General features: G+C 58.0%; 16 protein-coding genes. 6 read left to right on the top strand and 10 right to left on the bottom strand.

The genetic code is table 11. The features are described 5' to 3' along the window. The first annotated feature begins 1 nt into the window (after position 1). A complete protein-coding gene (gene ureC / locus ABJM03_RS02485) occupies positions 2 to 1,711 on the top strand; it encodes an urease subunit alpha (RefSeq protein WP_348415306.1) in 1,710 nt (569 codons plus the stop codon). On the opposite strand, the gene ABJM03_RS02480 is transcribed toward ureC, so the two are convergent. Further along, a complete protein-coding gene (locus ABJM03_RS02480; RefSeq protein WP_348415305.1) occupies positions 1,696 to 2,103 on the bottom strand; it encodes a hypothetical protein in 408 nt (135 codons plus the stop codon). The two genes, ureC and ABJM03_RS02480, sit on opposite strands and share 16 nt — an antisense overlap. 39 nt (positions 2,104 to 2,142) lie before the next feature. On the opposite strand from ABJM03_RS02480, the gene ABJM03_RS02475 reads away from it, so the two are divergent. The 3 genes from ABJM03_RS02475 to ureG are packed head-to-tail and all read left to right on the top strand — an operon-like array spanning position 2,143 to position 3,915. Then, positions 2,143 to 2,643 carry an urease accessory protein UreE gene (locus tag ABJM03_RS02475; protein ID WP_348415304.1) on the top strand — a complete coding sequence of 167 codons (501 nt, stop codon included), beginning with the start codon at positions 2,143 to 2,145 and terminating at the stop codon, positions 2,641 to 2,643. After that, entirely contained in the window at positions 2,609 to 3,277 is a 669-nt protein-coding gene (locus ABJM03_RS02470; protein ID WP_348415303.1) for an urease accessory UreF family protein, read from the top strand. Before ABJM03_RS02475 ends, ABJM03_RS02470 begins: the two co-directional genes overlap by 35 nt. Next, complete coding sequence (gene ureG, locus ABJM03_RS02465; protein WP_348415302.1) at positions 3,274 to 3,915, top strand: urease accessory protein UreG; 642 nt, start codon at positions 3,274 to 3,276, stop codon at positions 3,913 to 3,915. The genes ABJM03_RS02470 and ureG overlap by 4 nt, the downstream gene beginning before the upstream one ends. 55 nt (positions 3,916 to 3,970) lie before the next feature. Here ureG and ABJM03_RS02460 read toward each other — a convergent pair whose 3' ends face one another. From ABJM03_RS02460 to ABJM03_RS02420, 9 genes are all read right to left on the bottom strand, one after another. Then, positions 3,971 to 5,602, bottom strand: coding sequence for an alpha-D-glucose phosphate-specific phosphoglucomutase (locus ABJM03_RS02460; RefSeq protein WP_348415301.1), 1,632 nt, complete (start codon positions 5,600 to 5,602; stop codon positions 3,971 to 3,973). 524 nt (positions 5,603 to 6,126) lie between these two features. Next, a complete protein-coding gene (locus ABJM03_RS02455) occupies positions 6,127 to 7,518 on the bottom strand; it encodes a 3'-5' exonuclease (protein WP_348415300.1) in 1,392 nt (463 codons plus the stop codon). 1 nt (position 7,519) lies between these two features. Continuing rightward, positions 7,520 to 8,041: a hypothetical protein gene (locus tag ABJM03_RS02450; protein ID WP_348415299.1), complete on the bottom strand. Its 522-nt coding sequence runs from the start codon at positions 8,039 to 8,041 to the stop codon at positions 7,520 to 7,522. 18 nt (positions 8,042 to 8,059) lie between these two features. Then, positions 8,060 to 9,877 (bottom strand): DUF294 nucleotidyltransferase-like domain-containing protein, encoded by a 1,818-nt coding sequence (locus tag ABJM03_RS02445; RefSeq protein WP_348415298.1) that lies wholly within the window; start codon positions 9,875 to 9,877, stop codon positions 8,060 to 8,062. 58 nt (positions 9,878 to 9,935) lie between these two features. Beyond that, a complete protein-coding gene (locus ABJM03_RS02440) occupies positions 9,936 to 11,735 on the bottom strand; it encodes a sodium:solute symporter family protein (protein ID WP_348415297.1) in 1,800 nt (599 codons plus the stop codon). 5 nt (positions 11,736 to 11,740) lie between these two features. Continuing rightward, positions 11,741 to 11,998 carry a DUF4212 domain-containing protein gene (locus tag ABJM03_RS02435; protein ID WP_348415296.1) on the bottom strand — a complete coding sequence of 86 codons (258 nt, stop codon included), beginning with the start codon at positions 11,996 to 11,998 and terminating at the stop codon, positions 11,741 to 11,743. After that, on the bottom strand, positions 11,995 to 12,738 hold the full coding sequence (locus ABJM03_RS02430) for an adenylate kinase (RefSeq protein ID WP_348415295.1): 744 nt from the start codon (positions 12,736 to 12,738) through the stop codon (positions 11,995 to 11,997). The genes ABJM03_RS02435 and ABJM03_RS02430 overlap by 4 nt, the downstream gene beginning before the upstream one ends. 3 nt (positions 12,739 to 12,741) lie before the next feature. Further along, positions 12,742 to 14,703 (bottom strand): acetate--CoA ligase, encoded by a 1,962-nt coding sequence (acs, locus tag ABJM03_RS02425; RefSeq protein WP_348415294.1) that lies wholly within the window; start codon positions 14,701 to 14,703, stop codon positions 12,742 to 12,744. 93 nt (positions 14,704 to 14,796) lie between these two features. Further along, entirely contained in the window at positions 14,797 to 16,692 is a 1,896-nt protein-coding gene (locus tag ABJM03_RS02420) for a propionyl-CoA synthetase (protein WP_348415293.1), read from the bottom strand. Positions 16,693 to 16,955: 263 nt separating this feature from the next. Here ABJM03_RS02420 and ABJM03_RS02415 point away from each other — a divergent pair, with 263 nt between their 5' ends. Further along, entirely contained in the window at positions 16,956 to 18,380 is a 1,425-nt protein-coding gene (locus tag ABJM03_RS02415) for a short-chain fatty acyl-CoA regulator family protein (protein WP_348415292.1), read from the top strand. Between the two features lie 206 nt (positions 18,381 to 18,586). After that, positions 18,587 to 19,633, top strand: coding sequence for a tRNA dihydrouridine(20/20a) synthase DusA (gene dusA, locus ABJM03_RS02410; RefSeq protein WP_348415291.1), 1,047 nt, complete (start codon positions 18,587 to 18,589; stop codon positions 19,631 to 19,633).

Raw genomic sequence — 19,633 nt, 5'->3', positions numbered from 1 at the left:
AATGCCCGCCCAAATCCCCCGCAATCAATATGCCGCCATGTATGGCCCCACCACCGGTGACCGCATCCGTCTGGCTGATACGGATCTCATCATCGAGGTTGAGCGCGACCTCACCACTTACGGCGAAGAAGTGAAATTCGGCGGCGGCAAGGTGATCCGTGACGGCATGGGCCAAAGTCAGGTGCCCCGTGCGGGCGGTGCGGTGGATACGGTCATCACCAACGCGCTGATTGTAGATCATTCCGGCATCTACAAGGCCGATGTGGCGCTGAAGGACGGGTTGATCCATGCCATTGGCAAGGCGGGTAATCCTGATACGCAGTCCGGCGTGGACATCATCGTGGGTCCGGGGACCGAAGTTATCGCAGGTGAGGGGCGTATCCTGACCGCTGGCGGTATGGACAGCCACATTCACTTTATCTGCCCGCAGCAGATGGAGGATTCCCTGCATTCAGGTGTGACCACCAGTTTTGGCGGCGGAACCGGCCCTGCGCATGGTACGCTGGCCACCACTTGCACACCCGGACCGTGGCACATTGGCCGGATGCTACAAGCCTTTGACGGCATCCCCATGAATATCGGCCTGTCGGGCAAGGGCAACGCCAGCCAGCCCGCAGCGCTTGAGGAAATGGTGCGGGGCGGGGCCTGTGCGCTGAAGCTGCATGAGGATTGGGGCACAACGCCTGCGGCCATTGATTGCTGCCTGTCGGTGGCAGATGCGATGGACGTGCAGGTGATGATCCACACTGACACATTGAACGAATCCGGCTTTGTGGAGCATACTGTTGGGGCCATGAAGGGCCGCACCATCCATGCTTTCCACACCGAAGGAGCAGGCGGCGGTCACGCGCCGGACATCATCAAAATTTGTGGCGAAGACTACGTTCTGCCCAGCTCAACCAACCCAACACGGCCCTTCACCAAGAACACCGTCGAAGAGCATCTGGATATGTTGATGGTTTGCCACCATCTGGATAAATCCATCCCCGAAGACATCGCTTTTGCGGAGTCGCGCATCCGCCGTGAGACGATCGCGGCCGAGGATATCCTGCACGACATGGGCGCGTTTTCGATCATCGCCTCTGACAGTCAGGCCATGGGCCGCGTGGGTGAGGTGCTGATCCGCACATGGCAAACGGCTGATAAGATGCGCAAACAACGCGGGCGCCTGCCTGAAGAAACCGGCGATAACGACAACTTCCGCGTGCGCCGCTATATTGCCAAATACACCATCAACCCTGCCATTGCCCAAGGGGTGAGCCATGTGATTGGCTCGGTCGAAGTGGGCAAACGCGCGGATCTGGTGCTGTGGAACCCTGCGTTCTTTGGGGTGAAGCCCGAAATGGTGCTGATGGCGGGCACAATTGTAGTGGCGCAAATGGGCGATCCAAATGCGTCGATCCCCACGCCGCAACCGGTTTATTCCCGTGCGATGTTCGGGGCTTACGGTCGGTCGCTCACTGAATCCTCGGTCACATTTGTCTCGGGCGCTGCCCATGCGGATGGTTTGGGGGCCGCGCTGGGCCTAGCCAAGAAGACCATCGCCGTGGAAAATACCCGCAATATCGGCAAAAAGGACCTGGTCCTCAACGATGCAATGCCACAGGTCGAGGTTGACCCCGAAACCTATGAAGTGCGCGCAGATGGAGAGCTGCTCACCTGTGAGCCAGCCGAGGTGCTGCCCATGGCACAGCGTTACTTCATGTTCTGAGAGGGGGCGTTATGCGCTTTTGCGGAAACGTAGGTGGTGACATTCACGGTGTTATACCGTGGATCTTGCCGGATTTCGTCGCCCAGCAAGGCGGGGTCGAAGACATCCCTGTAATACCAGTCATCATCGCGGATGAGCGCGGGAAGTTTGTCCATATCCAGATACCGGCGGCAAAACGCGGGGTCTTCAAGGATACTGTCGGGCAACAAGGCGGTGTTGAAGGTGAATTGGACCTTTTCGGTTACGTTCACGGTGTAATGCACGCCGCGCACGGGGCCGTCGGGGCGATAGTTGATCAGGTATTGGCGCAGCTTTTCAGCCTGCGCTTCCAGCTCGTGAATTCGGGCACTAACCTCGCCTAGTTCATCTGCAATGATTTTGATTCCATCCATGCCTTCAGGCTTACGTATCTCGGTAAATAAAGGTTTAATATGACCCAACTCCTCGCCCAAACACTTTGCCCTGCGGGCACGTGGGACACTGCCAACGATCAGTGCGCCCTTAGCTATGATGCGCGTTTTCTGCGCCGTAAGGTGATTGAAACAGCGGCGGGCGCGCGTGTGCTGGTTGATCTGCCCAAAACCACATCGCTTGCCCATGGGGATGCTTTGGAGGTCGAGGGAGGGACCCTGATCGAGATCATCGCCGCCCCCGAGGAGCTGTTGAAGGTAACAGGTGCCAATCTGGTGCAGCTGGCATGGCATATCGGCAACCGCCACACGCCTTGCCAAATCGAGGCGGACCATCTGTTGATTCAGAATGATCCCGTTATCGGTCACATGCTTGAGCATCTAGGTGCCAAAGTAACACCGATTGAGTGCGCCTTCACGCCAGAGGGCGGGGCCTATGGTCATGGTCGCACCCATAGCCATGAACACGGCAATACGGCTCATGATCATGACCACGCGCACAGCCACGATCATGCCCACTGATCCGATCCTGATCCTGAACCAATGGTTTTCTCCGGCCTATCCGCTGGGCAGTTTTGCATATTCGCATGGGCTCGAGACAGCTATTCAGGATGGACGGGTGACGTCGGCACAGGGGCTTGAGGTTTGGCTGAGTGATGTGCTGGAACAGGGGACGGGGCATACGGATGCGATTTTTGTGCATGCGGCCTATGCCTGCGAGGATGAGGACACCGTGCGTGCGCTCGATGCTCATGCCCGCGCCTTTGCCCCCAGCGCCGAGCGCCTAATGGAGAGCCTGCAACAGGGCGATGCCTTTTCACGCACCACTGCTGCGGTTTGGGATGCCAATCTGCCCGCGCTTAGCTTTCCGGTTGCTGTGGGTTATGCTGCGCGGGCGCTGGATCTGCCGATCGCCTTAACCACCAGCCTTTATCTACAGGCTTTTATCTCCAATCTTGTCTCTTGTGCTGTCCGCCTTGTCCCGCTGGGCCAGACCGAGGGGCAGGGTGTTTTGCAGCATCTCAGCCAGCTCTGCACGCAGGTCGCAGCCCAAGCTGGCGAAGAAGGGCTGCATGGGCTGATGAGCGCGGCCTTTGCCTCTGATATTGCAGCGATGCGCCACGAAACTCTTAACCACAGGATTTTTCGCACATGACAAAAATGAACGGCCCCCTACGCGTGGGCATCGGCGGCCCCGTGGGCGCGGGCAAGACAACCCTCACAGCGGCAATCGCGCGCGCATTGCATCCGCATGTATCATTGGGGGTGATTACCAATGATATCTATACTCAGGAGGACGCCGAAGCCCTGATGCGGATGCAAATCCTGCCACAGGATCGCGTGATCGGAGTCGAGACGGGGGGCTGTCCGCATACGGCAATCCGTGAGGATGCTTCGATCAACCTTGCCGCTGTTGCACAGATGCAGGAGCGCCATGCGGATCTTGATCTGGTGCTGATCGAAAGCGGTGGCGACAATCTCTCGGCGACATTCAGCCCCGAGCTCGCTGATCTTACGCTATATGTGATCGACGTCGCCGCAGGCGAGGAAATCCCGCGCAAAGGGGGGCCGGCCATCACCAAATCCGATTTGCTGGTCATCAATAAGACCGATCTTGCCCCGCATGTGGGGGCTTCTTTGGATGTTATGGCACGCGATGCGGCGCGGATGCGCGGGGCGCTGCCGGTTGTCTTTTGCGCCTTGCGCCACGGTGAGGGGGCTCAAGAAGTGGTGCGCCATATCGTCGAGCAGGGCGGGCTTAACGTCGATCTGGATGCCGTGGCTGCGGTTTAGATTGTTTGAAGGACAGGCGCGGCGGAGCAAATGCCTCCCGCCGCGCCAAATCTGATCAGGTGACGACATCGGGCGTCGTGCGCCCGATGTGCCGGGCCATGTCGCTGACCTCTTGCGCGGCTTGCCAGACCGCTGTGAGCGCGGCTTGGGTTTCTTGACCGGTGTCGCCCTGCGCGCCCGAGAATTGCTCGAGGTAAACGCGCAAGGTTGCCCCTTCGGTGCCAGTGCCAGAGAGGCGGAACACGGCGCGGCCGCCGCCTTCAAACCCAATCCGGATGCCTTGATGGTTGCTGACGGATCCGTCTACGGGATCGAGGTAGGAAAACTCATCCGCAGAGGCCACGATCAAGCCGCCCACCTGCTGCCCTGCAAGCGTTGGCAGCTTGGCGATCAGCCCTTCCATCAATGCATTTGCCTTATCGGTGGCCACGGCTTCGAAATCATAGCGGGAATAATAGTCGCGGCCAAATTCGTCCCAATGGCTCTGCATGATTTCCGCAACCGATTGTTTGCGCACAGCCAGAATATTGAGCCACAGCAGCACAGCCCAAAGCCCATCCTTTTCGCGCACATGGTTTGAACCTGTGCCTGCACTTTCTTCGCCGCAAAGCGTCACGCGCCCTGCATCCAGCAGGTTGCCGAAGAATTTCCAGCCCGTCGGGGTCTCGAAGGCTTCGATGCCCAGTTTCGCAGCCACTCGGTCAGCGGCAGCACTGGTCGGCATCGAGCGCGCAATACCGGCGAGCCCTTTGTCATATGCATGGGCCAGATGCGCATTGGCGGCCAGCACAGCAAGGCTGTCGGAGGGGGTCACATAGGCACCGCGCCCGACGATCATGTTGCGGTCGCCGTCACCATCGGATGCAGCACCCAGATCGGGGGCCGTGTCAGACATCATTTCGTCCATAAGGGTCTTTGCCCAGATGGGGTTGGGGTCAGGGTGGCCTTTGCCGAAATCCTCAAGAGGGATGCCATTGACCACCGTGCCCGCAGGGGCACCCAATGCGCCCTCGAGAATTGCCGTAGCATAGGGGCCGGTCACCGCATGCATCGCGTCAAAGCGCATTGTAAAACCGCCCGCGAAAAGCGTACGGATCGCACCGAAGTCAAACAGGCTTTCCATCAAGGTCTGATAGCTTTCTACCGGATCGACAACCCGTACCAGCATCGCGCCCAACCGGGTTTCGCCCAGTTGATCAAGGTCAAGATCGTCTGTCTCCAGCGTCTTGTAGGTGGCCATTGCTGTCGTGGCCTCATAGATTTTCGCCGTGAGGTTTTCAGGCGCTGGACCGCCATTGGCTGCGTTGAATTTGAGGCCGAAATCCTCATCAATGCCGCCCGGGTTATGGCTGGCCGAGAGGATAAATCCGCCGTCGGTTTCATTCAGTCGGATCAGATGCGAAACAGCAGGGGTCGACAGGATACCGTTCCGGCCCACGATCACTTCGGCAGCTCCGTTGGCTGCTGCCATGCGCAGGATTGTCTGAATGGCATCGCGGTTGAAATACCGCCCGTCACCGCCAACCACAAAGCACTTGCCCTGTGCACCGCCAATCGCGTCCAGCGTGGCCTGTACGAAGTTCTCCAGATAATGCGGCTGCATGAACACGCGGGTTTTTTTGCGCAAACCCGAGGTGCCGGGCTTTTGGCCCTCGAAAGGTTGGGTCGCGATGATTTTCGGTGTCATTTCGAAATCCTCTTGGTGAATATTCTTGCCACGCCTGCGCTGCACCCCGCGGGATGCCGTGGTGATGTCGTTATCTCAGGGTGGATGGGGGATTTGTTCCGGCTTGGAGCCATAGGGGCGTAAGGGTATCTGACATAAAACATTGTGATCGGGCAGGCCTGCCGTGTATTTCCTATGCGCCTAACCTAGCGGACAGAGCGCTGGCGTCGACCGCAAATAAAATAGCGGCTTGGGACCGCGCAATGACAGGCCCTTTAGCGATGGTTATTTAGGCGCGCGGGTAGATTTCAGACATGCTCCGGCAGCGGCTGCACGTATGCAAGTGGCGACAATCCGCCACCAGATATGCAGGGATACACGCTCAGGTTGACGCGATAAATCGGTTTTGCTAGGTTTTTTCCATTAGGATTTTATTATTTTCCATTCTTGATAACTAAAATCGGTCTCTCACCGCTAAACCAAGATAAAGGGTGTCCAAAGGGGCACCCTTTATCCGTTTGTTGGGGCTTGATCCGTCCGGTGGATCAGCTTTTGAGGATTTTGCGGTGTTTTTCAATCTCGTCATGAAGCGCATTGAGTGTGGTAATGCCCCGGCCTTCGAAAATGGCGATCATGGCCATGAAGGCCTGAGATGTTGCGATGGCATCACCCATGGCAGTGTGCCGCTTGTCCTGAGGGATGGTGATGTCCAGACGCGCACAGATGGCGTCCAATGTATGCACCGCAGAGGCCCCGAAAATTGCGGCCGACATCAGAACTGTGTCCAGAACCGGATGGTCAAACCCGATGTCGAGCGTCGCGGCACGTCGATGCAGGAACGCCATGTCAAAGGCGGCGTTATGAGCAATCAGGATTGAATCGGCAGCATAGGCGTGGAATTTTTTACAGACTTCGGTGAAGTCCGGCGCATCCGCGACCATGCTGTTGTCGATACCGTGCACTTGGGTCGAGCGTTTCGGAATTAGTATGCCGGGATTTACCAATGTCTCGAAATCCTCGCTGGTGACGACTTTTCCATTCACGATCCGCACGGCACCCAATTGCACGACCTCGTCGCTTTGCGGCTCAAGTCCCGTGGTTTCGGTGTCGAACACCACATAGACAAGCTCGCGCAGCGGTGTTTCCATCAGGGGGCCGGATTGCGTTGCCGTCAGCAGTTCAAAATCATAGGTCAGGGGCCGCGCGCTTGATGGTTCAAGCGGTTTGAGCATCAGGGTATATCCCGCATCAGGTTGGAAAGTGCGGATGTGACCCGAATACACCCTGTCGCATTTTGAAACGACGCTGATGCTCATCCTGTCTTTGCCTGTCTCGCGCATCTGGGAAAGGGTATTCCTGATCGCGACTTCGTTGAAATAGTCAAACAGCGATGTCTTCAGCCGCGCGGCGCCCACGCGCTCCATCAGGGCGGCGGCTTGCCCGTCGTATAGCACCAGCTGGTGATTTGCTGTGGCAAGGAAGGTGGCAATGGGCATGTCCGAGAGGATCTCGACAAGCCTGTCGCGCTGCGCGGTAATTTCGGTGAGCTCCCTTGCGGTGGTTTCTGCACGCGACCGCACAACATCCTGTAATACAATGCCCATTGCCGAAGCAGCAGGGGCCAGATCGCCCAGATAGGGGGCCGAAGCGGTGTCAATCGGCGTGCTGACTTGGGCATGGGCGCGGACGCGCAGGCTGGCGGCGATGGCCTCGATCGGTTTGCTGACGTTATCATCAAACAAAAGCCAAATCGCGGCGATTACGCCGGTGATGCCAAATCCGGCCAGCAGCCCTGCGGTGATGAACGCTGACAGGGCCTGTGGCTCGTCCAGTTGGCGATAGCCGACCCACAAGGCGCAAAACACGATTGCCGTGCTAGACAGGGCAAGCAGGCAGAAGAACAGCAAAATCCGTGTGCGTAGGCTCAAGCGGCGCATGTTACACCTGTGTGCAGGCGGCGACCAAGACAGGTGCGTCCGCCTCCATGGGAAGCCAAACGGCATTCAGGATTTCGCCATCGGGGCCAAAATCGACACCGTCCACCAGATCAGCGCGGGCATGTGCCGCGCAATCGAACAGGGCGGGAATTTTAGCCGTGCGTGTCCAGCGCCCGTAGATGACCAGATCGACCATCCGTTGATCGGGAAAGGCGGGATTGCTGCGCGCAGTGGCCTGATCGACTGCAATAAAGCGGGTGGTAAAGGGTTTGATATAGGTCCACGGGCGGTAGAATTTGCTTTCTTGCACAGTCTCGGTGACGACAAACCCTTGGGGCATGTTGGACTGCGTGCGTGAAAACCAGCTATATTCGGTTGAGATGGTAGCGGCGAGCATGGCCGCACCTGCTGCAACAGGCACCAGCCATGAGGGAAGGCGGCCCTTGAGGGTCCGGTTGATGGCCCAGACCAGAAGGGCTGCAGCCACGCCTGCGACAATCGTGCCGATGAGTTCGAAAAACATCCTGAGTTCCTTGTTTGCCTAGGTAAGAACGCCACGCCCTTGCATGAGGGCAGATTGCATTGTTTTGATGACTACAAAGGCGTCACGCAGATGGCTGCGTTCAAACCCTGAAAGTGTTGCGGGCGGCAGAAAGTTATCCGCCGCCTTGCCGCCTTTTATCAGGTTCGCCTGATGATCCAGCCGCGTTTGCGCCACGAAATCATAAGCGTCCAGCAGATCGCTGCCGCCGCTGGCGCTGATGATGCCAGCAGCGCGGGCCGCGCTGAGACGCGCACGGGTGTTAAGTTGGGGCAGGCGACCTTGCAACGCATACATGCGGCCCAGATCGACAACAGGGATGACACCGTTGAGTTTGGTATCAATCGTGTTGCGGTGCTCGCCTGCGCGGATTGTTGTCAGCCCGCGCAATAACCCCAAAGGCGTCGCATGGGTCAGCGCATTTGTGGCCATATGTGCTGTAAAGATCGAATTGGCAGCGGCCCCGCCAAGTGTTTCGGCCTGCAGATCGTCAAACAAGGTCTCATCCCCGCCGATGGGGCGCAGGTCGAACATGACAGAGGCCAGCATCTGCGCCTCTTTGACGGGGCTTGCGATCCAGCCTTGAAAATATTCGCGCCAGACCGACAGTGGCTGCTGCCAGCGCGGATTGGTGGCCATCATATCGCCGGGGCAATAGACATAGCCGCAAGCGGCTAGCCCGTCGCAGACAAATTGCGCGAAGGGCTGGAAATAGCTGCGTTGTGCCGGCGAAATGTCATCGGCAAGGATCAGGCAATTATCCTGATCCGATAGACCTGTTTGTTCCTGACGCCCCTGAGACCCGCACGCAGCCCAAAGATACCTGCCGGGCGGGGGGCCAAATTTATCTTCCGCCATGCTCAACAGGCGGCGGGTGACGACATCGGCAATGTCGGTGATCAGCCGCGTGATGGTATCATGACGATTGCCTGTGGCCACCAGATGCACCAGTAGCTTCGGGATACGCTGGGTGAGCCGCGCAAGTGCCTCGACTGATGTTGCCTGGGCTGCTTGAGCCACAAGGCTCGCGGCGTTGGAGGCCTGGTAGCGGGTGAGATCGGTCTGGGTGACCATGCCGATCAGACGGTCACCTGATACCACGGGCAGGTGACCCAGACGGTGTTCCATCATCATGCGTAAAACGTCCGAACCGATCGCCGAAGGCGTCAGGACACGGGGGGTCGGGCTCATGATGGCGCTGACGGGCGTGTCTTTGGGCAGGTCTTCGGCTACGGCTTTGTTAACGATGTCGCGCAGGGTCACGATGCCGGTCAGACGGGAACCCGACACAATGCATAAGCATGATATCCGCTTGTCCCGCATCATGCGGGCCGCTTGGGTCAGAGGCATTGTCTCGGGGCAGGCGGCGGGATTTGCAGCCATCAGGGCACTGACGGGCACATTGGCTACATCTGCAGGGCTGCTCGAAACGGTAGGGCGCTTGCGTTCGAAAAAGCGCTGGAAAAAATCATACCTTGCGCAAAGGTCACGAAACAAGGGGGCGGGAATGCACAGCAGGCTGCAGTCTTCGTCGGCGGTGGCCGTGGTTGCCGCACGCCCGTCGCGCATCAACCCGCGTTCCCCGAACGAGTTCTCGCGGTTGAGCAGCGACAGCCGCGCGCCGTGCGCGTCGGTGATCGAGACCTGACCGCTGCGGATGATATACAGACCCTTCATCGGGTCACCAAAGCTATAGATGCGCTGACCCCGGGCCACGTCAATCTGATCGCTTTGTTCAAGAATTTCGCGACGCACGTCAGTGGACAACGCGTCATAGGGGTGCAGATAGGACAGAATGGTTGGTCGGTCGATTGTCACAAATGCGCCCTTCGGTCGGAGGTAGGTCCGGCGCAGGTGCGCGCCGGACCTTTTGGTTTTAGTGGTCGATGGCTTCGCCCGCACCGGCAGGTACGCGCACGCTTTCTACCAGATCCTTGATCTCTTGTGGGGTCTCTTTGGTCATGCTGGACACGATAAAGGCAACCGCAAAGTTGATCGCCGCACCAACCGCACCGATGGCGGTGGACTGGATGCCGAACAGCGATCCGTCAACCGTATCAGGGAAGGCGTTTGTGCCTGCGATAAACAGCCAACCTTTGTGCAGGAAGATATAAACCAGCGTAAAGATCAGACCGGACAACATACCCGCAACCGCGCCGACGTTATTCACCCGTGTCGAGAAAATACCCATCATCAACGCAGGGAAGATAGACGCCGCCGCAAGGCCAAAGGCCAAAGCCACAGTTTGCGCCGCAAATCCGGGTGGGTTGAGGCCAAGAATTGTCGCCACAATGATCGCAATAGCCATCGCAATACGTGCCGATAACAATTCGGACTTCTCGGACATGTTGGGGGTCAGTTGCCCCTTGAGCAAGTCGTGGCTCACCGCCGAGGAAATCGCCAGCAACAGACCGGCCGCTGTGGACAGAGCCGCCGCAAGGCCACCCGCTGCCACCAGGCCGATCACCCAGCCCGGCAGGCTTGCGATTTCGGGGTTGGCCAGCACGAGAATGTCGCGGTTAAACTTGGTCAGCTCGTTGCCTTCCCAGCCATTGGCCGCCGCACGCTCGTTCATGGCGTCCGATTTGTCGTTGTAGTATTGGATTTTGCCATCGCCGTTCTTGTCTTCCCAATCAAGAAGACCGGTCTTCTGCCATGTCTGCATCCAGTTATACTCGGGCGCGGTTTGAATATCCTCAACCGATACCGCTTCGCCGTTTGTGCCATTTGGCCACATCAGGTTGGTGATGTTCAAACGTGCCATCGCACCAACAGCCGGAGCTGTGAGGTACAAAAGTGCAATGAACACCAGCGCCCAACCGGCGGACCAACGTGCGTCAGATACTTTCGGCACGGTAAAGAACCGCATGATGACGTGGGGCAGACCTGCTGTACCGATCATCAGCGACAGGGTGAACAAGACCATGTTCATCGTGTCCATATGTGCGTCGGTATAGCTGGCAAAGCCCAGATCGGTCACAACCTGATCAAGCTTTTGCAGCAGGTACACGCTGCCTTCGCCGCCGGTATTGGCGGTCTCGCCAAACAGACCCAGACCCGGGATCGGGTTGCCGGTCAGCTGCAACGAGATGAACACAGCAGGGATCGTATAGGCAAGGATCAGCACGACGTATTGTGCCACCTGCGTATAGGTCACACCCTTCATGCCGCCAAACACCGCATAAGCGAACACCACACATGCACCAATCAGCAAACCGGCTGTGTTGGAGATCTCAAGGAAGCGGCCAAAGGCCACGCCCACACCGGTCATCTGACCGATCACATATGTTGTTGAGGCGATGATCAGACAGATCACAGCAACCAGACGTGCGGTTGGGGAGTAGAAACGATCACCGATGAACTCGGACACGGTGAATTTGCCGAATTTGCGCAAGTAGGGTGCCAGAAGCAGCGCAAGCAGCACGTAGCCGCCGGTCCAACCCATCAGGAAGGAAGAGTTGTCATAGCCGGTAAAGGCAATCAGACCCGCCATCGAGATGAAGGAAGCCGCCGACATCCAGTCAGCCGCTGTCGCCATGCCGTTGGTGACGGGGTGAACGCCGCGACCAGCAGCGTAGAATTCGGACGTGGACCCGGCACGGGCCCAAATCGCAATGCCGATGTAGAGCGCAAAAGACGCGCCCACAAACAGCAGGTTAATGGTAAATTGTTCCATTGTGCTTATTCCTCCACGCCGTGTTCACGGTCGAGCTTGTTCATGCGCCAGGCGTAGAAAAAGATGATCGCAAGAAACACAAGGATCGAGCCCTGTTGGGCGACCCAAAAGCCGATATCGGTGCCGCCGACCTGAATACCTGACAGCAGCGGGCGTAGCAGGATGCCAAAGCCGAAAGGCACGATGGCCCATATGATCAAGCTGATCTTGATGACGCGCATATTGGCGGCCCAATATGCCTTTGGGTCCGGTTGTTCACTCATTGTGTTTCCTCCATTTGAGTTTTTCTTGTTGTTGTTTGTTGGTCGGCGAGGGGGCCGCGCACGTCTGCAATGATGGGGGCAACCATCTGCTGCAGCGTTTTTGTTATGGCGTCGATCTCTCCCATCGCGTCGATTGTTTGTAACGCGCCGGCATTCGCATAGAAAGCGATAAGCGGAGCGGTTTCATTGTGGTACGCCACCAGCCGGTGGCGTACGGTATCGGGGTTGTCATCTGCGCGGCGGCGGAAATCGTCACTGCCGCATTTGTCGCATTTCCCCGCGATAGCAGGCGGTTTGAACGTGTCGTGGTAGCCTTCACCGCATCCACCGCATGTGTGCCTGCCTGAAATACGCTCAACCATTGCGTCATCCTCGACCTCAAGGCTGATGGCCGCGTGAACAGCCGCATTTTGCGAGGCCAGCAGCGCGTCAAGCGCTTCGGCCTGCGGAATCGTGCGCGGGAAGCCGTCAAGGATCACACCGGCGGCGCAATCCGGCTCGCCCAGACGGTCGCGCAGGATGGCAATCACGATGTCATCACTCACCAGATTGCCTGCCTCCATAACGGATTTGGCCGCTTTGCCCGCCTCTGTGCCATTTGCCACAGCCGCACGTAAAAGATCGCCGGTGGACAGCTGGATCAGACCAAAATGATCTTCGAGTCTCTTTGCCTGCGTGCCTTTTCCGGCACCCGGAGGCCCCAGCAACATCACAACAGGTACTGTGCTAAAGTCACGCATCTTTCACTCCTTGTTCATTCTGTTTTCGATCAGCTCATCCACCACAGATGGATCGGCCAGCGTCGAGGTATCGCCCAGCGCGTCAAAGTCGTTCTCGGCGATTTTGCGCAGGATGCGGCGCATGATTTTGCCTGATCGTGTTTTCGGCAGGCCGGGGGACCACTGGATCAGGTCGGGTGCCGCAATCGGGCCGATTTCTGTGCGCACCCATGTGCGCAGCGCTGCACGCAGCTCTTCGGTGGGTTCTTCATCGTTCATCAAAGTGACGTAGCAATAGATGCCTTGGCCCTTGATTGCGTGCGGATAGCCAACCACCGCTGCTTCGGCGACTTGGCGGTGCGCCACCAGTGCGCTTTCCACTTCGGCAGTGCCCATGCGGTGGCCGGATACGTTGATCACATCGTCCACACGCCCCGTGATCCAATAGTCGCCATCCTCGTCGCGGCGGCACCCATCGCCGGTAAAGTAATAGCCGTGGTAATCCGAGAAATAGGTCTTTTCAAAACGCTCGTGATCGCCCCAGACGGTGCGCATCTGGCCCGGCCAGCTGCCTTTGAGGCAAAGCACGCCCTCACAGGCGGTATCGTGGATTTCTTCGCCCGTTGTTGGCTCCAGCACCACAGGCTCGATCCCGAAAAACGGTTTCATCGCCGAGCCGGGTTTGAGCGCATGGGCACCGGGCAGCGGGGTGAGCAGGTGGCCGCCGGTTTCGGTCTGCCACCATGTGTCAACGATGGGCAGTTTGCCCTTGCCGACCACATCATTGTACCAGTTCCACGCTTCGGGGTTGATCGGCTCGCCCACGGTGCCCAGCATCTTGAGGCTGCTAAGGTCGCATTTCTCGACAAATTCCGGCCCTTTGGCCATCAATGCGCGGATCGCCGTAGGGGCGGTATAGAACTGGTTTACCTTGTGCTTTTCGCAAACCTGCCAGAAACGGCTGGCGTCGGGGTAGGTGGGCACGCCTTCAAACATCAGCGTGGTGGCACCATTGGCCAGCGGACCATAGACGATATAGCTGTGGCCCGTGACCCAACCGACATCGGCCGTACACCAATACACATCGCCTTCATGGTAATCGAATACCAGCTCTTGGGTCATCGCGGCATAGACCAGATAGCCGCCCGAGCTGTGTACAACGCCTTTGGGCTGGCCTGTCGAGCCGGAGGTGTAGAGGATGAACAGCGGGTCTTCTGCGCCGACTTCCACGGGCGGGCAGTCGTTTGAGGCCGCAGCAGCAAGCGTGCCATAATCCAGATCGCGTCCTGCAACCCATGTGGTCTGGCCGCCTGTGCGCTTTACCACAAGGCATTTGACCGTGTCCTTGCAATGCAGCAGCGCCTCATCGGCGTTGGATTTGAGCGGCGTCTTACGCCCGCCGCGGGGGGCGTAATCGGCGGTGATGATCAGCTTGGCATCCGACCCGTTGATCCGTGCCGCCAAAGCATCCGGTGAGAAGCCCGCAAACACGATCGAGTGGATCGCCCCGAGCCGTGCACAGGCCAGCATGGCATAGGCGGCCTCGGGGATCATCGGCAGATAGATCACAACACGGTCGCCTTTGCCCACGCCCTGATCCTTGAGCACATTCGCCATGCGGCTGACTGCATCATGCAGCGCGGTATAGGTAATGTGCTGGGCGCCTTCTTCGGGGTCGTCGGGCTCAAAGATGATCGCCGTTTGATCGCCGCGTGTGGCCAGATGCCGGTCGATGCAATTGGCCGAGACATTCAGCGTGGCGTCTGCGTACCAGTTGATATGCACATTGCCCAAGGTGAAATCGACATCGCGCACGGTTGTGTAGGGTTTGATCCAATCCAGTCGCTTGCCCTGTTCGCCCCAGAACGCATCAGGATCAGCAAGAGAAGCGGCGTACATCTCGTCGTATTTCGCCGCATTGATATGGGCACCTGCGACCATCTCGGCGCTGGGCGGATATGTCTTCGGCTTTGCATCTGTAGACATCTTGTATCTCCTCTTGGGGTCGGTTTGATCGGCTTCGATGTGGAAGCCGGGCTCAGCGTGTTTGATCCTGCGTCTCCTGTGGACACTGGCGGGTCAGGAGGTCGTCTCACCCATGCCGGCAATGCGCGCGGCGATAGCGTCAAGCGTGGCAGGGTCGTCAATTGTTGCAGGCAGGTTCCACGGTCTGGAATCCGCGATGGACACCATCGTGCCGCGCAAAACCTTGCCTGAGCGTGTCTTGGGCAGGGCGTCAATCACGATGCAGCGTTTGAATGCGGCCACGGGGCCGATTTCCTTGCGAACAAGGGCGACACATTCCTTGGCAACTTCTTCTTCGGAACGGTCAACCCCGTTGTTCAGACACACCAGCCCCAACGGAGCCTGCCCCTTTAACGCATCACCAATGCCGATCACGGCACATTCGGCGACATCGGGATGGTTGGACAGAACTTCCTCCATCGCGCCAGTGGACAGGCGGTGTCCGGCCACGTTGATCACGTCATCCGTGCGCGCCATGATATACAAATAGCCGTCTTCGTCCTTGATGCCCGCATCACCGGTTTCATAATAGCCGGGGAAAGTTTGCAGATAGGCGGATTTATAGCGTTCTTCGGCATTCCAAAGCGTGGGTAGGGCACCGGGTGGCAGCGGCAGTTTGATCGCAATGGCGCCCAGCTCTCCGTCCGGCATTGGATTGCCGCCCTCATCCAGAATGTCGATGGCATAGCCCGGCATAGGCACAGCAGGAGAGCCAAGCTTGACCGGCAGTTCTTCGATCCCCAGCGGATTGGCCGCGATGGCCCAGCCGGTTTCTGTCTGCCACCAGTGGTCGATCACCGGCTTTTGCAGATGTGTCTGCGCCCATTTGATGGTGTCAGGGTCTGCGCGCTCGCCAGCGAGGAACAGTGCTTGCAGGCCGCTCAGGTCGTATTTGGTCAGATATTTTGCATCGGGATCTTCGCGCTTGATGGCGCGCAGGGCCGTGGGGGCGGTGAACAGGACCTTGACGTCATGCTCTTCGATGACCCGCCAGAAAGTGCCGGCGTCGGGCGTGCCAATGGGTTTGCCCTCGAACACTACGGTTGTGCAGCCCGCCACAAGCGGCCCGTAGCAGATATAGCTGTGGCCCACGACCCAGCCCACATCAGACGCGGCCCAAAACACATCCCCTGCTTTGACGTTGTAGATATTTTTCATTGTCCAGTTCAGCGCGACCATATGGCCTGCATTGTGCCGTACCACGCCTTTGGGTTGGCCCGTCGTGCCAGAGGTGTAAAGGATATAAAGCGGATCGGCACCGCCAACGGGGGTGCATCCGACAGGGCTTGCTGCGGCTTCTTCGGTGGCCCAATCCAGATCAAAGCCTTCGGTCATTTCGGCTTCAAGCTGGGGACGCTGAAGGATCATCGTGAAGTCGGGTTTATGGTCGGCGCGTGCAATAGCGCCGTCAATGAGGGGTTTGTAGGCGATGACCTTCTGCCCCTCGATACCCGCAGAGGCGGCCACGACCGCTTTGGGGGCTGCGTCATCAATGCGCACGGCCAGCTCATGCGCGGCAAAGCCGCCAAAAACCACGGAATGCACCGCCCCGATGCGGGCGCAAGCCAGCATCGCGATCAGGGCCTCGGGGATCATGGGCATATAGATCACAACGCGGTCGCCTTTGGTGATGCCGCGCGCGGTAAGCACGCCGGCTACGCGCGATACGCGGTCCAGCAGTGCATCATAGGTGATCTTGGTAGTCTTGCCCGTGACGGGGCTGTCATGGATGATCGCGGTTTGCGCGCCTTTTCCGGCTTCGACATGGCGATCAACGGCATTGTAGCAGGTGTTGCAAATGGCATCCGGAAACCATGTCGTCAGCGGCGGGTTTGTGTCATCCAGCACCAGTTGGGGTGCCTTGATCCAATCAATCTCTAATGCCGCCTGTGCCCAGAATTCAGTCGGATCATCGCGCCACTTTGCATAGGTGTCTTTGTAGCCTACCATTGGTATACCCTCCCTGTATGGGGGCAATGATCCTGAAAAATCTCACCATGCGGGCATGTTAGGGCACTATAGGGCCGCCAACGTGTTGCATGCCCAAGGCATGGTGTGAAAAATAACGCTACCCCCTCCCGAATAGCATTTTTTCAGGTATCATCGTCCCATTCAGGTTGAACCGTAATTGAAATGCCGGTTTCTCAAAGAGCTAAACGTGCTAATATGTAAATAATCACATCTTCAAAAATGCAAATTGCGAAAAAGTAAAAATGCCCAATAGTTCAAGAAAAATCTTCGCCGGTGCGCGCATACGGTTGTTACGGCAAAGTTTGAACCTCACGCAGGCTGTATTCGCTCAGCAAATCTCAATCTCGACAAGCTATTTGAATCAAATAGAAAACAACCAAAGGGCGCTGTCGGGGTCTGTGATTCTTGCGTTGGTTGATGTGTTTGACTTTGACCTTGCCGAACTCGCGCTTGATGGTGCCGGCAAAGTGTCCGTAGACCTACAAGAGGTGCTGTCAGACCCGATATTTGCCGAAAACGACGTTCTGATGCAGGAGATAAAGGTCGCGGCGACCAATGCGCCCAATGTGACAAAGGCGTTTTTGGACCTTTATGCGATGTTCCAGAAGTCGCGCGAACAGCTTGGCAAGGTGGATTCGGCGCTCAAAGAGAACGACACCTCCCTCGCGCCGCTACCATATGAAGAAGTGCGCGATCACTTTCACTATAAAGACAACTATATTGACGAACTCGACCGCGCGGCCGAGACCTTTGCCGGGTCAGTCAAGCGCGCAGGGGCGGACCGTCAGGCGGACCTTGTCGATTACCTCAATCACAGGCACGGCGTTCATGTCGTTCTGCGCAAGGATAAACCAAGCTCAAGCACCATCCGTTCGTTCGAGACAGCGACGAAAACGCTTTATCTCAATGCGGCCTCCACAAAAGCGACGAACCTGTTCCAGCTGGCCTATCAGGTGGGGCTGATGGAGCAGGGCTCCCTGATCGAGAGCTTGCTGGATACGGCGGATTTTCACACCCAAGCGGCGCGCGATGTGTGCCGGATGACCTATGCCAACTATTTTGCGGGGGCGGTGGTTCTGCCCTATGCCGAGTTTGCCAATGCGGCCAAGGAAGAGCGTCACGATCTAGAGAAGCTGGGGTTTCGGTTTGATGCCAGCACCGAACAGGTCTGCCACCGGCTAAGCTCGCTTCAGCGCGGGGGGAACCGTGGTATCCCGTTCTACTTTTTACGGATTGATCAGGCGGGTAATATCACCAAACGCCACAGTGCCACATCACTACAATTCACCCGCTTTGGCGGCAGTTGCCCGCTGTGGAATGTGCATCACGCATTCCAGTCCCCCGGCGAAATTCTGCGCCAGCTTGCGGTGACGCCGGACGGGGTAAAGTACCTGTCGCTGGCCTTTGATCAGACCAAGCGCGTGGCGGGGTTCAAATCCCCCGTCCGTAAATATGTGATCGGTCTGGGCTGTGAGATCAAACACGCGGGTCATGTGGTTTATGCGGATGATCTTGACCTGACCGTCGAGAGCAACTTTGACCCCATCGGCTCAAGCTGCCGCATTTGTGAGCGCACCGATTGCCTGCAGCGTTCGGTCCCGCCGATTGGCAAGGAAATCCATGTAGATCACAACGCCCGCGGCAGTGTCCCCTTCAGGATCGAATAACGAACCATAAGCCAGATTTGCGGCACCGGACCTGCGAAAGCTATTGAGGCGGGGCGGTTGAATCCATGTTTATGGTTCGATATCCAGACACCGAAGTATTGGCCCGCAGGTGCGGCGGTGCAACATTCTGCCAGCAGTGCAATAATTTGTTGCGCTGAGCGCAAAAGTAAGGGCTACCACGCCCTAAATCGAGGAAAGCGGAAAAGGTGACTGAATTGGGAAACCCAATAAAACAAGGAAAGTCGGAGATTTCCCGCGCTGCCCGCCTGTCCGTTGCCCCGATGATGGATTGGACGGATCGCCATTGTCGCTACTTGCACCGTCTAATGAGCGCGCGCACTTTGTTGTATACCGAGATGGTGACAGCGCCTGCATTGGTGCGAGGCGGGGCACTGCATTTGCTGGACCATGATCCGGCAGAGCATCCCGTGGCGTTGCAATTGGGCGGATCTGATCCCGCAGAGCTGGCCGAGGCGGCACGGATCGGGGCGCAGGCAGGCTATGACGAGATCAACCTCAATGTGGGCTGCCCGTCTGACCGTGTGCAATCGGGGGCTTTCGGGGCTGTGCTGATGAAAGACGCGGCATTGGTGGCGCGCTGCGTCACGGCCATGCGCCGCGCCGTTGATGTCGAAGTCACGGTAAAATGCCGCATCGGGGTAGATGACCAAGATCCTCATGTGGTGTTGCCCGAGTTTCTGAGCCGTGTCGTCGCGGCAGGGATCGAGCGGGTAACCATCCATGCCCGCAAAGCGTGGCTGGACGGGCTTAGCCCAAAGGAGAACCGTGATATTCCGCCGCTGGATTACCCGCTGGTTCATCTTATGAAAGAATATTTTCCGAACCTTCATATTTCGCTCAATGGCGGGATCACCACGCTGGAGGCCGCCGAGGCCGCGCTTGATGCAGGGGTGGACGGGGTGATGATCGGGCGCGCGGCCTATCACCAGCCCGCCGATATCCTGTGTGGGGCGGACCGCCGTATTTATGGCGACGGGGAGGATTGCACGCCTGAAGATGTCGTTCTGGACATGCTTCCCTACATCGAGGCGCATCTGGAGGCAGGAGGCAAGCTGTCTAGTGTAACGCGGCATATGCTGGGGTTGTTTGCAGGCAAACCGGGCGCGCGCATCTGGCGGCGGGTCTTGTCCGAGGGGGCGCATTTGCCCGACGCAGGCACAGCACTGATCCGCAGCGCCCTTGAGCAAACACAGGCGCAAGCCCAGGCCGCAGCCCAGGCGCGCGCGGGCTAG

The organism is Sulfitobacter sp. (assembly GCF_039977885.1).
Taxonomy (GTDB): domain Bacteria; phylum Pseudomonadota; class Alphaproteobacteria; order Rhodobacterales; family Rhodobacteraceae; genus Sulfitobacter.
This window is presented reverse-complemented; position numbering and strand designations above follow the sequence as displayed.